The following is a 13,698-nucleotide window of genomic DNA, read 5'->3' on the forward strand; positions in this document are numbered from 1 at the left end:
TCGTGTCGTCCTGGGTGGCGGCGTCCGACTGCGCCGATGGTCGGGACGAATCGTAACCTCCGCCCGGTGGTTTCGGGTCGCCGTGTTCGTTTCGGGTCGGGCGGTCAGCGGCCGGTCCAACGCGGTGGACGTTTGGACACGAAGGCGGTGATCCCCTCGATCGTGTCCTTGCTGACCAGCAGGCTGTCGATGACTTTCGCGGTCGAGTCGATCGCGTCGATCTCGTCGGGGATGGCGCCTGCGGTCTCCATGGCGCGCAGTGACTCCCGGACAGACGTCGGCGATGCGGCGAGGACTTCGGCGGCGACGTCGCGAGCCAGGTTCATCACTTCGCCCGCAGGAGCGATCCGGCTGATCAGTCCGGCGGCGAGCGCTTCGGCGGCGTCGAGGCGGCGTCCGGTGAGGATCATGTCGCGCGCCAGGGCGCCGCCGACCGCGGCCGGCAGACGGACGAGTCCGCCCGCCAGCGCCGCGAGCCCGACCTTGACCTCGGGCAGGCCGAACGTGGCGCGCTCGTCCGCGACGATGATGTGGCACGCCAACGCGATCTCGCAGCCACCACCGAGGGCGTAGCCGTTGACGGCCGCGATGATCGGCTTCGGTAGATGTCGGCGAGAAGTGAGACCGGCGAATCCGTTCTTCGGTACCTCCAGTCCGGCACCCGCGGTCTGCGACAGATCGTTGCCCGCGGAGAACGCGGCGTCGCCGGCTCCGGTCAGGATCGCCACCCAGAGATCCGGGTCGGCGAAGTATGCGTCGAACACCTCGTCGAGCTCGGCGTTGGCCGCGGGATGCAAGGCGTTTCGGGCGGCGGGACGATTGATCGTCACCTCCAGCAGGTGACCGTCGCGACGGATCTCGACGTGGTCGTACGACGTCCGGAACGACGGCGAACTCGGCGGATGGCGACGCAGCATCGCTGCCCGGTCGGTGAACACCCGGTTGCCGCGGGCCGACGACCGCACATGGATCCTGCTGCCGATCGCGTGATCTGCGGCGAGCAGGTCGAACATCGCGTCGTCGTCGGCGTGGACGTTCGCGATGAATCGCGCGTCGTCGCCGAGACGGCCGATCACGATGCCCGTGCGTTTCCCGTCCCGTCCCGGGATGACGGTGAACGACTCGAGCGTCGCCGGGCCGTCGGCGTAGTCGCGTGTCTGTACCGCCGGAACGGTATCGAGGAGTTCTTGCACTCCTGCCGAGTCGTCGGTCACCCATGGCGTCGGCCGCGTGCTGTACACCCCGGCCGAGGTCTTGCTGAGAACACCGCCGTTGGCGACGACGAGGGCATACGAGTCCGGTGTGCTGCGGCAACGGTCGACGGCCTCGGCGATCGCGTGCATCGAGTAGTTGTTGCCCGGCCCCCCGAAGAACGGCAGGCCGCCGGTCAGCGTCAGACCGCGTCGGTCGTCCCCGCCGAGCGCGAGCGGGTCGATCACGTTGGACACCGCGATCGGGAAGCAACTGTAGATGTCCAGGTGGTCGACCTCGTCGAGGTCGACCTCGGCGACCTCGAGGGCATGCCGCACCGCGGCTGCAGCCGCCGGTCCCGTGCTCAGGTCCGGGCGCTTCATGAGAGTGCGTTCCCGGGTGTCGGCATGGCCGTGAAGGAATACCCACCGCGACGTATCGATCCCGAGGTCGCGCGCCGTCCCCACCGACATGATCACAACGGCCGCTGCCTGATTGACCTGGTCGCGGGCAACGATCAATCGGCTGTACGGGTCGGCGACCACCCGGTTGCTCTCGTCGACGGTCACCAGTTCCTCCGCACTACGCGCCACCGGTGCGGCGGAGTGCGGATTCGTCGCGGCGATGCGGGACATCGGCGCAAAGAGTTCACCCATCCTGCGCGCGTATCGCCCGCGGGACTCGCCGAGCCGGTGACGACGCGCATTCTCCAGTACCGCGTACTGCATCAACGGCGACAGAAAGCCGTGCTTGGCCTCCTGGTGGGAGGTGAGCCCGGCGATCGCATAACCACGATCCTCGAGCTGGCCACCGACCTCTTCGGTGAAGTCGGGTCGTTCGTCGTCGGCGACGGTCGACACCAGATGCCGAACGGTCGACATGACCTCGGCGCCGAACACGACTGCCGCCGAGCATCGTCCGGCGTCGATCTCGCCGGCGAACTCGGTCACCAGGCTTTGTGGACTCTGACCGCCCGTCACGCCCAGCACGGCCCGGCGGGGATCCATGCCGATCCGCTTCGACACCGCGCGTGGCATGTTGTCCGGGCGGCCCAGCGGTGACGATGACAACGGGCTCGATTCCTCGAAGGTGCGAACCCCGACGACGGTGTCGATCTCGGCGGCTATGGACGGCACGCGTGCGCCGGTGTCGGCCATGGCCGATTCGACGGCCCGAGCTGCCAGGTCCGCCTCGCACAGTCCGTGGTAGCCGGAGTCGCCCAGGCGTTCCGACGCTTGACCGACCCCCACGATGACGGGCGTGGACGGGTCGAGGGCTTCGGTGGGAACAGATGTCGACATGGGTTCCATTAATCCACCTGAGGTGATGGCTCCGCCGCGCGACCCCGGAACCTGCTGCGCCGCGACGCTGGACGGCCGACTATTACCGGAATACTATGATTACAAGTAATCATCCGGACGTAGGAGGAACGATGTCCGAGACGCAAGCAGGCGTGACCGGGTGGCTCGCGGGACGACTTCCCGATGGCCTGTTCACGGAGGCGCCAGAGGTCCGGGTGGATCGTGAGGAGATCACCATCGTCGGCACGATCGCACCGCCGGACGTCGAGGCAGACGCCGATGCGACGGCGACCCGACAGGCCGAGGCGGGTCGCATCTCGCGGTTCCGCGAATCGACACGGGATCAGCGGATCAAGATCGCCCGCGAAGCCGAACACCGCTTCGATCGAAAGGTCGCGTGGGGTGTGCGGTGCGGTGACTCCTCTCAATTGTTCACGCATCTCGCGGTGCCGGTGATGACGAGGCTCCGCCAACCGCAGCGCCAGGTACTCGACACCCTGGTCTCGGCGGGTGTAGCGCGGAGCCGGTCCGACGCATTGGCGTGGTGTGTGAAACTCGTTGGTCAGCACACGGATTCGTGGCTGGACGAGCTTCGCGACGCCATGCGCCGGGTGGACGAGGTCCGAGACGCCGGTCCCACGGTCGACTGACGGGGCCGCTCGCGAGTCACGCCGCGGAACCGTGTTGGCCCCCCGACGGCGGTGTCGCGGACCGCGCACCGCGCCGACCTGGTGAAGGGTCGGGCCGTGGCCGTCGGGTGCGCGACACCGGTTGGTGGCGTGGGTGTTTCACTCTGTGGAGTTGTCAAGGTACGGATGCGGTCCCGACCGGGTCGGGTGCGGTCTTGTTGATCGGGTAGCCGCCGAGCCGCTGGGCGAGGTGGCGTATCGAGATCTGTGGGGCGCCTAGTGCTGGGGCAGGGTCAGGCGGCGGCGGGCAGGTTGTCGAGGTTCAACGTTCGTCGGTTGTGGGCGGGCAAGGGTCGGCGCTGCGGGTCGACGGTGGCTGGTGGGATGAGCCAGGGGTGGTGGTCGGCGCCGATGATGACGTCCCAGCCGTTGTGGTGGATGTCGGTGTGGCAGGCCGGACACAGCAAACACCCGTTGTCCAAGGAAGTTTCGCCGCCATCGGCCCAGTGGATGATGTGGTGGGCGTGGGCTCGGGTGGCGGGTGCGCCGCATTTGATGCAGCCCTGATCGCGTACGTGTAGGGCGCGTCGCAGGTGGGCGGGGAACAGGCGCTGTTCGCGGCCGATGTCGAGGGGGACGCGTTCGCCGTCGACGATCATGGTGGTGATGCTGCTGTCACACGAGAGGCGGCGCAGGGTGGCGTCGGTGATCGATCCCATGAACTCCAGGCTGGACTGGTCGGGTGTGTCGGCGGGAACGGTGAGCAGGACTTGGGTTTTGGGTGCGGACATGGCGCCGGCGGTGTCGATGCGGGCGGCGATGTCGAGCAGGGTGTCCAGGGCGTCGGCGTGGCGTCGCGCGGTGGTGCGCAGGTCGGTGCGGCCGTCGGGTTCGGGTCGTGGCTTGCCGAGTGCTTCGAGGGCGGCGGTGAGTTTTTCGCCGACTTCGACGTCGAGGTCGGCGGTGAGGTGCAGGCGGCCGTCGTCGTCGATGTGGGTGGCGAGTTCGTTGAGTTCGCGGTCTTCGGCGGCGGGCAGGCCGTCGGTGTCGTCGGCGAGTTGGTTGCCCAGGGTGCGGGCACGTTTGTCGATGTCGGCGGGGGTGGCGCCGGAGAAGTACTGTCCGAGAAGGTCGGTCACGTGGTTTAGACGCAGCGCGTCGTCGATCGGTTCCGTTGATCTGCTGGCGATGTGGCTGACTCCGCGGGCGATGGCGTCGACGTGTTCGGCGGAGATGGCGCCGTCGGTGGCGTGGGCGTCCAGGGTCGGTAACGCCTCCAGCGATCCGGCGATACGCAGGAGCCGTTGGGCGACCGATGGTGCGAAGCCCATCACGATGAGCAGTTCGCGGGTGCTGCGGCCGTGGTCTCTGGCCACGCCGAGCCGTTCCAGCATGCCGGCGAGGCGTGCGGCGTGATGGTCGATGAGATTGCGCATCGTGAGGACGCCCTGCATCGCCTCGAACGCGTCATGACCCGAAAGGTCATCAACACATAGGTCGCGTAATAGATCGCTGATGGTGGTGAGATCCCCCGAAGTTCTCATGCCTCCAGAGTACACGAACATATGTTCGAATCAAGGTGAATTGTGAAGTGGTGCAAACACATCCAGCACCTTCAGTGAACAGCGGTAGACCGTGGTGGACTGCAGTGAACAGAAATCACATTGGCCCCATCAGGGGCGAGGTCGCCGGCCGGTCACGACTGCAGCGCCGGTCGCCGCCTGATCTCGCTGCGGTAGATGACGACACCGAACAGCATGGTCTGGACGATCTCGTCGGCGAGATAACTGTCGACATCCAGTGGGTACCGGGGCGTGTTGTCGTCGAGGTGAACGACGAGTGCGGACGACAGGTTCTCCACGTTCAGCTCGAATGTCTCGCCACCGAGGTCGGTGATACGTGCACACCCCACGCCGTCCCAGGCGTCGATCCGCGCCCAATGCCTGATCCCGCATCCCTCGACGGCCTCGATGAGCAGTCTCCTGGCGAATCGTTCCGACATTGCCAACTCCTCTTCCCGGTGGTGGCCCTTGGCCCATGCTGCACCGGAGTCGGCGCCCTCGGGCGTGAACGCACAGATCCGTCGGTCACGGTGCCGTGCGCGATGCGCTACCGTTCGACCATGGAGCGCATGGCGCCCGCCGACGCGCGGACGTACTGGATGTCGAAGGTGATACCCAGCGACCAGTTCCTGCTGTATGCCTTTGAGTACCAGGATGTTCCGCTCGGGGACCTCGCTGACGGACTCCGCCGACGCGCGGCGACGATCCCGGACCTGAACATTCGGGTCCTGGACATCCCCGGCTCCCTCGACCGCCCCATATGGGTCGAGGATTCCGTCGACGACGAGCAGGTCGTCGTTCACCGCGGCATGCTGTCCTGGCCGGAATGCCTGGTGAAGCTCGGTATGGTGATGGCCGATCAACTGCAACCGGCCCGACATGCTTGGCGTATCCACCTGTTCGGGCCCGTACCCGATTCTCCGCGTGGCCGGGGCATCGTCGCGGTGCTACAGGTCTGCCACGCACTGGGAGACGGCCGCCGCAGCTCGGAGATCGCACGGCAATTGTTCGACCCGCAGGAGCCTCCGCCAGACTGTCGGTCGCCCATGACCTCGCGGCTCCCGTCCTCCGTCGTCGCCGCGGGTGCCGCCGTGATCGGCTGTGTGACCCTTCCGATTCGAGTCGGGCGGATGCTCTGGCTGGGGGCGCGCGCATATCGTACGGTCCGTGATCGGCCGCCGACGCGAGCGCCCGGCTACCCGACGACCGTGCTGAACAATCCGCCGGGACCCGACCGGTCCCTGCGGGTTCTCGTCGTCGATCGCGACACCTTCTCATCGAGCCCGACCGTGACAGTCGGCGCGTTGACCGCGATTTCGGTCGCCCTCGAGCGGTACCTCGACCTCCGTGGCGCGTCCGCCGGCGCCGAACTGACCATCGGGCGCAGCAATCAGTCGAGCTCTCGCAACAATTTTCGCAATGCCGGGATCGATCTCCACCTCGAGGTCGACGATCTGGCACAACGATCCGCGGCCATCGCGGACGAGATTGCTTCTGCCCGTGACCTCGACGACGAACCCGCGCGAACGGCGCAACGACGGGCCGACGACGCCGTCCCGGCGATCCTGACCCACTGGGGTACACGGCAATTCGACATCACCGCTCACCCCGATCGGGTCACGGGCGTGACGGTGGTGTCGTCGGTGTACCGCGGGGCTGCCGACCTTCGCCTCGGTGGCGGCCGAGTTCTGTTCACGAGCGGGTTCCCGGCCCTGTCGCCCGCACAGGGTCTCACTCACGGCGTCCACGGGATCGGCGACACCGTGGCCATCTCGTTCACCACGAGCCCGCGCATTCTGCCGGATGTCGACACCTACCTCGGATACCTCGACGAGGGGATCGATGCCGTCCGCGCGATCGATCAGGACTCGGATTCGTCGCCGCGAGAGTAGCCGTTGCGTTCGGACCCGTCGGTGATCGACGGATTCGACGAGCCACCGCGAGATCCGCGGGTCAGTCGCTTGGGCAACCGGTCGGCGAGTCCGCCCAACGGCGCGACCGTCTGGTTGAGGAGTTCCACCGTTTCCGACAGTTCGTGAACGGTGTCCTGCATCGCGAGCAGATTCGGCGCCAGCTGCCCGATCACCTCGGTGAGTTCGGTGATCCGGTCCAACGGTCCGCCCGGCGCGATCGCGCGTTCGACTGCGCCGTCCGCGCCGACGAGTTGGTCGAGGAGACCTCCATCAGCGGCCATCCGGTCGAGAACCCCGCCGTCGGCGGTCACCTTCTCCATCACGCCGTCGGGTGCGGTCAGCTTGTCGACGATCCCGCCCTGCGACGTCAGCCGTTCGAGGATGCCTTCGTTCTCGGTGAACTGGTCGACCACCCCACCGGGACGAGTCAGTCGGTCCAACGGGCCGTCTTTCGCGGTGAGCCGCACCAGGATCCCACCCTCCTCGGTCATCTGGTCGAGGAGGCCGCCTTTCGCCGTCAGCTTCTCGAGCATGCCGTCCGGTGCGGTCAGGCGGTCGATCACCCCATCCGGGTTCAACAGTCGCTCCAGCGGACCGCCGGCGGCGAGAATCCGGCCGAACGGACGATCCGGGCCGAGTAGTTCGGCGAGTTGGTTCAGTAGGGCGATGGGGGTGCGGGCGTTCCCGAGTTCGTCGCCTGACAGCCCCAACGCGGAATTGACCTCGTGCTGGACGCTGTTGGCGGTGAGCCGGGCGATGGACACCGCCGACTCGGCGGCGGTGAGGACGACCCCGGTGACGGCGAAGCCGAGCCGAAACGGCAACTCGACGACGCTGCGGGAACCATCGGTGGTCTCATCCATGACCATGACATTAGGTGATGGCAGGATCTGGCGGGAGCCCCTGCTCGCATCTCGCGCGAACGCGATGCTCAGCTCTTCTTGGCTGCGGCCTTGGCCGCCTTCTTGAAATCCCGGACCTTCTGCAGGGATACCGGGTCCGTCACGTCGGCGACCGAGCGGAATCCGGCCTTGCCGTAGTCGCCCACAACCTTGGTCCACCCGGACGGCTTGACGCCGAGCTGCTTGGCGAGGAGTGCGGTGAAGATCTTCGCCTTCTGGTCACCGAAACCCGGCAGTGCCCGGATCCGGTCGAACAGGTCGGCACCCGAGGCCGCCTCGGTCCAGATCCGCTCGGTGTCACCGCCGTACTGGTCGACGACGACCCGCGCCAGGGTCTGCACCCGTCCGGCCATCGACCGCCCGTAGCGGTGGATCGCCGGTGGCGTCGCGCACAGGTCGGCAAACGCCTCCGGATCGGCGTCTGCGATGGCCTCGGGGTCCATGGTCCCGAATCGATCGCGGATCTTGGCCGGACCGGCGAAGGCACGCTCCATCGGGAACTGCTGGTCAAGCAACATCCCCGTCAGCAATGCGAAGGCGTCGCTGGACAACAGGGCATCGGCGGCCGGGTCCTGGGCAATCTGCAGATTCGCCATGGGCTCATAGTAGTGACCCCTAGACTCAGGGCCCATGGGGATCGAGCGACGGGGCAGTGGACGCAGGGGCAGTGGACGCAGGGGCCGTGCGACACGACTCGGTGGTGCTGTCGTCGCCGCCGTGGCGGTGGTCGCCGGCGGCCTGACCGCCGGCGCAGGCGGGACGTCGGCGATTCCGGAGTACACCGAACCCAACCTCGTGAAAACCCTGCGGTGCGACAGTGCCAACCCGCTGCCGGGCCCGCGGATCCCGATCTGGGTCGACGTGTTCAACCAGATCCCCTTCCCGGCCGACGGCCTTCCGGGCCCCGCGATCTCCTTGATCGCCTCGAACCGCGCGCAACCGGGAATTCTCGACTACACCATCGAGACCCGCGTGAACTGGCGCAATCTGGCCACCGGTCGGACCGGAACGGTGAACGTGCCCACCCGGGCGCGGACCGTGACCTGGCAGGCGGACCTCCACCCGGGGCCGGGGCCGGTGGCCTTCACGGTCCATCAGAAGATCGGGGTGATGGCGTTCGTCCCGATGGTCAACGCCCGGACATCGTCGTGCGGGGGCCGGGCGACCGCCTGACCGACCGACACCCGAGCGGGGCCGCACACCCGAACGCTGTCGTTTCGATATCGAAAGCACGGGAATACCCGGAGCGACGAGCAACGGCTAGTAGCGTGGCGCAACATACGCCCCAGCGGTACGGCGGAACACGACGGTGAGGACACGGCAGATGGCGCAGTCGCACAATCCCGAGGCAGCCGAGCAACACACAGCGAAGGTCATCGGTGTCACCGTGGCCGCCGCGGTCGGCGGGTTCCTCTTCGGTTTCGACAGTTCCGTCGTCAACGGCGCGGTCGAATCCATCGAGGACACTTTCGAACTGCACGAGCTGATGACCGGGTTCGCTGTCGCGATCGCCCTCCTCGGGTGCGCTCTCGGTGCCTGGTTCGCCGGACGACTGGCCGACGTGTGGGGTCGCAAACGTGTGATGCTGCTCGGTTCGGCGCTGTTCATCATCAACTCGATCGGCACCGCGTACACCCAGACGGTGCCCGATCTCCTGCTGTGGCGGGTGCTGGGCGGCATCGGTATCGGAATCGCATCGGTGATCGCCCCGGCCTACATCGCCGAGATCGCGCCCGCCCGGTATCGAGGTGCACTGGGTTCGCTGCAGCAGTTGGCCATCACGATGGGCATCTTCTCCGCGCTCCTGTCGGACACACTGCTACAGGATGCCGCCGGGGGACCGGAGAACGACCTGTGGTGGGGCCTGGAGGCGTGGCGGTGGATGTTCCTGGTGGGCGTGGTACCTGCCGCCGTGTACGGCATCCTGGCGCTGCTGATCCCGGAGTCACCGCGCTATCTGGTCGGACGCAACCGGGACGAAGAGGCGGCACGCATCCTGCAGGACGTCACGGGCGAACCGAATCCGCTCGACCGGGTCAAGGAGATCCGGATCACGGTCAAGCGCGAGGCGCGCACCTCACTGAAGGACATCAGGGGGCCGTCGTTCGGTTTGCATCCCCTTGTGTGGGTGGGTATCTGGCTCGCCATCTTCCAGCAATTCGTCGGCATCAACGCCATCTTCTACTACTCGACCACGCTGTGGCAGTCGGTCGGGTTCAGCACCGATCAGGCGTTCGCGACATCGGTCATCACTGCGGCGATCAACGTCGGGATGACGTTCGTGGCAATCCTTTTCGTCGATCGGATAGGGCGCCGCAAACTCTTGCTGAGTGGTTCGATCGGGATGTTCGTCGGTCTGGTGATGGCGTGTGTCGCGTTCACGCAGTCGGCCTATCTGCAATCCGGGATGGTCGGCGACGTGCAATGCACGCCCGGCAACACCACTGCCGATTGTCTGGCGCTGCCCGACCCCTGGGGTCCGATCGCCCTCGTGGGCGCCAACCTCTTCGTGATCTTCTTCGCCGCCACCTGGGGCCCGGTCATGTGGGTGATGCTGGGTGAGATGTTCCCCAACCGGATTCGCGGTGTCGCGCTGGGCGTGTGCACCGCCGCGAACTGGCTGGCCAACTTCACGATCTCGATGCTGTTCCCGGAGGCGAGTGAGACCCTCGGCCTCGGATGGGTCTATGGGTTCTTCGCGATCTGCGCGGCCGCGTCGTTCTTCTTCGTGCGATCCAAGGTCGAAGAGACCAAGGGTATGGAACTCGAGGAGATGGATGCCGCCGCCGACTCCCGCCTGAGCCGGCTCGAGGCGATGCGATCGGCGAAGGGCGAGCGGTGATCCGACAGTCGTCCCCGAATCCAGATTGTCTCAGTCGTCGGCGAGCCCGGTGACGAGCAACCACTGCGCAGCGAAATAGCTTGCCAGTACCCACGCCTCACCCGCGACGGCCAGGCGGCGGTCCCGGACGAGGTGTCGACGGTTGATGATGGCCAGATCGGACGTCAGGAAGAACAGACCCCCGGCACGCATCTGCGGTTGGGGCCGGTCGATGCCACCGGCCGTCGCCGACATCAACGCCAGCGTGTTGCCGTAGCCGCCGAGGACGGGCAGCAGGCGCGGACGGTGTGCCGCCAGCACGGTCGCTGATTCCGCGAGAACGGCTGTCCGCGCCAGCATTCCGGCGACTGACGGCCGTGCACCGCGCCGGAGCATCGCGCCGGTCAGGCACAGCTGGGCGCCCGCGAAGAACGAGGCCCCGACCCGCAGGTGGCGATCGGATTCCGCCGGCTCCTCGGCGAACTCCTCGAGCAGCATCGCGCGATCGCCGGCGATCGAGAACGCCACCGCGCCCGCCAGGAGCGCATTGTCGGCGACCGACCTCCTGCGGGCGCCGAGTGCGGTACGAACTCCCAACAGGGCGAGGGGGAGTGGTTTGGTGATCGCGGCCAGGCGACGCCGATGTGCCGCTCCCGCGACCGTCGCCAGCGCGGCCGATGCCGCATAGGACACCGGGCCGGTGGCATGTCGTACCCACGAGTCGAGCACGGGAGTCCGCTTGGTCACCGGCCCGCCAGGCGGGAGACGAACCAGCGCATGTCGTTGTCGGACAGTGCCTCCGACTGCTGCTGGTTGATCGCGAGGTACGTACGTGCGGTGACCTGGCGGTCGGCGTTCTGGGCGTCGTTGAGGTACCGCAGCGACAATGGGACGACGACGTTCTGGTCGAACAGGCTCTGGGTCATCATCACCGGTCGGGTGAACCCCTTTATGGGAATCGTGTGGGTACGGGAGACGACGTCGAGGAGCTGGCCGTTGCCCGACAGGGGCTGGCGGAAAAGCGATCCGAGGGTCGACCCACCGAACTCGCGGGTCAGGTCGTCGGCGCACACCTGGGTGGCGCGCTCGAGCCACTTGATGCCCGCATCGGTCAGGAACGGGTCGAGGTCCACCGTCGTGCGGGCGTTGCGAATCGCGCTGAGAGTGAACATCACGTCCGACTCGACGCCGTCGGGCATCGCGCCGGTGTCGGGTCCGAGGCCACCGATCAGTGTGTCGAACTCGACCGGGATCGACGAGACCGCGGACCCGCGGTAGTCGAGCTTCGGTCCCTGCACCCGGGTGCCGGTGCGGGCCAGTTCGATTGCCGCCGTGGCCCCCTGGCCCTCACCGACCACGACCCACCGGCGACCGAGATTCTCGGCGACGTCACGGCTGGCGCGTACCGCATCGACGATGTTCCGCGTCGTCGTGTCGGTGTCGAAATACTCCGGCGTACCCTGCGTGCCCAAGCCCGCATAGTCCGGCGTGACCACGGCGTAGCCGCGGTCGAGCCACCGGGTGATCTCGTCGCGATCGCCCTTCGTCGGTTGCGTGGACGGCGCACATCGGTCCGCGATGCCCCGGCTCCCATGCGCCCAGACCAGGATCGGCCAGCCGCTCGTGGGGGCCTGTCCCGACGGAACCTGAACCGCCGCGGTGGACAGGCGAGGCTCGCGATCGGTGCCGGTGCTCCAGTAGGTGAATGCTGCGCCGGAGCCGGCTTTCGAGGTCAAGCGGTTCTGTGGCAGCGCACGGTTGGCAAAGACCGAACCTGCCGGGCCTGCGGCGGGGGTGGAGCCGGGAGCGACGGGTGCGGCAGTCGCGACGGTGGTCGCCGTGCCGGTCATCAGCAGTACGGCTGCGGCCGCGGGCACCGCGGCTCGGAGTGCGAGCCGGCGTGCCGGCACGCGGCGCGATTGGTGGCTGGACATCTGCTGTTCTCTTCGTCAGGAGGCTCGTCAGGACTCGACCATGCCCACCGCGGGCAAGAAGTAGCACATGCGGCCGTCATTGCGCGCCGTGCCGTACACCGCCGACAGGATGGTGCCGTCGCCGGTCTGCACCGGTGCCAGGCGTACTCCCGAGAGCACGGGCATCATTCGAAGCATCGGTGCGTCGCTGATCGGTTCGAGGTCGGCGAATCCGCCCTGCAGCGTGGCGACGTTGAACCATGCCACCTGCATCTCACCGTCGGTGACCTCACCGGTCGCGGCCGGCACGAAGGCGTACGCGGTCTCGCCCTCGTCGACGAGATTGAGCTTCGGTACCTCGATGCCGAGCAGTTCCTGCAGCGGGGCGAGCGGCTCGGACGCCAACGGCCACGGGCCGGCAACCGCGCCCGCGCCAGCGGTCACCAGTCCGAGCGGATTGTCGGCAGTCGGCTCGGTGCAGAACGGTGAGATCGCGGGAGTGAGCGGCTGGATGCCGAGAGTCCGCAGCAAGGCCAGCGGATCTGTTTCCGCCACGGGCGCCGAGCCCTCCTCCGCGACGAGTTGTTCGGTCGAGAGCTGGCCCACGCTGGTCATGATCGCCGTGGCCGCATCGAGTGCCATCCGGTCGACGCCGGCGTCCTTGAGCAGTCGCACCGCGGCCGCGAGCTCACTGTCGAACGGAATGGCCGGCAGCGTCAGCGTGTTCGGCTCCACGACCGGTGCAGCCGTCGCGGTTCCGACGGCAGGTGGGGCACACAACCCGGTGGCCGCGGCTACGACGACAGCCGCGGTACCGGCCCGGAGACCGTATGAGCGACGGGGACGATGTGCCCGCGCGATGCCCAGCATGATCCTTTTTCTCCATTCGACGACCGGCACCACCGACACGCCGGTGGTGTTGCTTCTGTGGTGTTGCTTCTGTGGGGTGTTACTTCTGTGACAGATGTTGCTCAAGTTAAAAGAGAGCATGAGCGGTCGCCAACGTGCAAGTTGTGAGTCCGAGATGTGACTTCGCCGCGATCCACGGGCGACCGACGCTGCCTGGCGCCGAGAACGACGACACCCCCGGGCGAACCGCGGCGGTTTCAAGGGGTCGACGCAACACTGCCTGTTCTACTGGGTGGTGATTAGATCACGCAGACGCTCGGCTGGGGTATCCCAGCCGAGCGTTTTGCGTGGGCGGCCGTTGAGCTCCTGCGCGACGTGCTCGAGATCAGCCGGACCGTAGACGCTTAGGTCGGTGCCCTTGGGGAAGTATTGGCGGAGCAGCCCGTTGGTGTTCTCGTTGCTGCCGCGCTGCCAGGGACTGGCCGGATCGCAGAAGTACACCTGCATGTCGGTCGCGACCGCGATCTGCTTGTGTCGGGCCAGTTCGGCGCCCTGGTCCCAGGTGAGCGACCCGCGTAGGTGCGCGGGCAGGTCCTTCATCGCGGTGATGAGTGCGT

The 13,698-nt window shown here is 67.2% G+C and carries 13 protein-coding genes; 4 read left to right on the top strand and 9 right to left on the bottom strand.

Annotated elements, in window-relative coordinates; genetic code table 11:
• Positions 1-104: 104 nt before the first annotated feature.
• Positions 105-2,492, bottom strand: a complete 2,388-nt coding sequence (locus tag V1Y59_RS02320; RefSeq protein ID WP_330503197.1) for an acetyl-CoA acetyltransferase — start codon at positions 2,490-2,492, stop codon at positions 105-107.
• A gap of 131 nt (positions 2,493-2,623) precedes the next feature.
• On the opposite strand from V1Y59_RS02320, the gene V1Y59_RS02325 reads away from it, so the two are divergent.
• Positions 2,624-3,142 (top strand): hypothetical protein, encoded by a 519-nt coding sequence (locus V1Y59_RS02325; RefSeq protein ID WP_330503198.1) that lies wholly within the window; start codon positions 2,624-2,626, stop codon positions 3,140-3,142.
• A 272-nt stretch (positions 3,143-3,414) separates the two neighbouring features.
• On the opposite strand, the gene V1Y59_RS02330 is transcribed toward V1Y59_RS02325, so the two are convergent.
• Both V1Y59_RS02330 and V1Y59_RS02335 read right to left on the bottom strand, forming a co-directional pair.
• A complete protein-coding gene (locus tag V1Y59_RS02330) occupies positions 3,415-4,665 on the bottom strand; it encodes an HNH endonuclease (protein ID WP_330503199.1) in 1,251 nt (416 codons plus the stop codon).
• A 152-nt stretch (positions 4,666-4,817) separates the two neighbouring features.
• Positions 4,818-5,123: a hypothetical protein gene (locus V1Y59_RS02335; RefSeq protein ID WP_330503200.1), complete on the bottom strand. Its 306-nt coding sequence runs from the start codon at positions 5,121-5,123 to the stop codon at positions 4,818-4,820.
• A 120-nt stretch (positions 5,124-5,243) separates the two neighbouring features.
• Here V1Y59_RS02335 and V1Y59_RS02340 point away from each other — a divergent pair, with 120 nt between their 5' ends.
• On the top strand, positions 5,244-6,575 hold the full coding sequence (locus V1Y59_RS02340; RefSeq protein WP_330503201.1) for a WS/DGAT domain-containing protein: 1,332 nt from the start codon (positions 5,244-5,246) through the stop codon (positions 6,573-6,575).
• Here V1Y59_RS02340 and V1Y59_RS02345 read toward each other — a convergent pair.
• Together V1Y59_RS02345 and V1Y59_RS02350 are read right to left on the bottom strand one after the other, a co-directional pair.
• The gene (locus V1Y59_RS02345; protein ID WP_431309075.1) at positions 6,545-7,459 is read right to left on the bottom strand and encodes a hypothetical protein; all 915 of its coding nucleotides are present in this window, start codon (positions 7,457-7,459) and stop codon (positions 6,545-6,547) included. The genes V1Y59_RS02340 and V1Y59_RS02345 overlap by 31 nt on opposite strands.
• 68 nt (positions 7,460-7,527) lie before the next feature.
• Positions 7,528-8,094 (bottom strand): HhH-GPD-type base excision DNA repair protein, encoded by a 567-nt coding sequence (locus tag V1Y59_RS02350; protein WP_330503203.1) that lies wholly within the window; start codon positions 8,092-8,094, stop codon positions 7,528-7,530.
• 34 nt (positions 8,095-8,128) lie between these two features.
• Here V1Y59_RS02350 and V1Y59_RS02355 point away from each other — a divergent pair, with 34 nt between their 5' ends.
• Both V1Y59_RS02355 and V1Y59_RS02360 read left to right on the top strand, forming a co-directional pair.
• The gene (locus tag V1Y59_RS02355; RefSeq protein ID WP_330503204.1) at positions 8,129-8,671 is read left to right on the top strand and encodes a hypothetical protein; all 543 of its coding nucleotides are present in this window, start codon (positions 8,129-8,131) and stop codon (positions 8,669-8,671) included.
• A 151-nt stretch (positions 8,672-8,822) separates the two neighbouring features.
• Positions 8,823-10,340 (top strand): sugar porter family MFS transporter, encoded by a 1,518-nt coding sequence (locus tag V1Y59_RS02360; RefSeq protein WP_330503205.1) that lies wholly within the window; start codon positions 8,823-8,825, stop codon positions 10,338-10,340.
• A 30-nt stretch (positions 10,341-10,370) separates the two neighbouring features.
• On the opposite strand, the gene V1Y59_RS02365 is transcribed toward V1Y59_RS02360, so the two are convergent.
• The 4 genes from V1Y59_RS02365 to V1Y59_RS02380 all read right to left on the bottom strand — a co-directional run.
• A complete protein-coding gene (locus tag V1Y59_RS02365; RefSeq protein ID WP_330503206.1) occupies positions 10,371-11,066 on the bottom strand; it encodes a lysoplasmalogenase in 696 nt (231 codons plus the stop codon).
• Positions 11,063-12,253 carry a lipase family protein gene (locus V1Y59_RS02370; protein ID WP_330503207.1) on the bottom strand — a complete coding sequence of 397 codons (1,191 nt, stop codon included), beginning with the start codon at positions 12,251-12,253 and terminating at the stop codon, positions 11,063-11,065. Before V1Y59_RS02370 ends, V1Y59_RS02365 begins: the two co-directional genes overlap by 4 nt.
• A 27-nt stretch (positions 12,254-12,280) precedes the next feature.
• A complete protein-coding gene (locus tag V1Y59_RS02375; protein WP_330503208.1) occupies positions 12,281-13,102 on the bottom strand; it encodes a hypothetical protein in 822 nt (273 codons plus the stop codon).
• A gap of 264 nt (positions 13,103-13,366) precedes the next feature.
• Positions 13,367-13,698: IS30 family transposase (locus V1Y59_RS02380; protein ID WP_330503209.1), on the bottom strand; the 332-nt coding region annotated here is incomplete at its 5' end.

The organism is Gordonia prachuapensis (assembly GCF_036350515.1).
GTDB lineage: Bacteria > Actinomycetota > Actinomycetes > Mycobacteriales > Mycobacteriaceae > Gordonia > Gordonia prachuapensis.

What these genes read in the sequence shown, in the direction of transcription:
- V1Y59_RS02320 (WP_330503197.1), bottom strand. Translation starts at nt 2,492, where the DNA reads ATGTCGACATCTGTTCCCACCGAAGCCCTCGACCCGTCCACGCCCGTC.
- V1Y59_RS02325 (WP_330503198.1), top strand. Translation starts at nt 2,624, where the DNA reads ATGTCCGAGACGCAAGCAGGCGTGACCGGGTGGCTCGCGGGACGACTT.
- V1Y59_RS02330 (WP_330503199.1), bottom strand. Translation starts at nt 4,665, where the DNA reads ATGAGAACTTCGGGGGATCTCACCACCATCAGCGATCTATTACGCGAC.
- V1Y59_RS02335 (WP_330503200.1), bottom strand. Translation starts at nt 5,123, where the DNA reads ATGTCGGAACGATTCGCCAGGAGACTGCTCATCGAGGCCGTCGAGGGA.
- V1Y59_RS02340 (WP_330503201.1), top strand. Translation starts at nt 5,244, where the DNA reads ATGGAGCGCATGGCGCCCGCCGACGCGCGGACGTACTGGATGTCGAAG.
- V1Y59_RS02345 (WP_431309075.1), bottom strand. Translation starts at nt 7,459, where the DNA reads ATGGATGAGACCACCGATGGTTCCCGCAGCGTCGTCGAGTTGCCGTTT.
- V1Y59_RS02350 (WP_330503203.1), bottom strand. Translation starts at nt 8,094, where the DNA reads ATGGCGAATCTGCAGATTGCCCAGGACCCGGCCGCCGATGCCCTGTTG.
- V1Y59_RS02355 (WP_330503204.1), top strand. Translation starts at nt 8,129, where the DNA reads ATGGGGATCGAGCGACGGGGCAGTGGACGCAGGGGCAGTGGACGCAGG.
- V1Y59_RS02360 (WP_330503205.1), top strand. Translation starts at nt 8,823, where the DNA reads ATGGCGCAGTCGCACAATCCCGAGGCAGCCGAGCAACACACAGCGAAG.
- V1Y59_RS02370 (WP_330503207.1), bottom strand. Translation starts at nt 12,253, where the DNA reads ATGTCCAGCCACCAATCGCGCCGCGTGCCGGCACGCCGGCTCGCACTC.
- V1Y59_RS02375 (WP_330503208.1), bottom strand. Translation starts at nt 13,102, where the DNA reads ATGCTGGGCATCGCGCGGGCACATCGTCCCCGTCGCTCATACGGTCTC.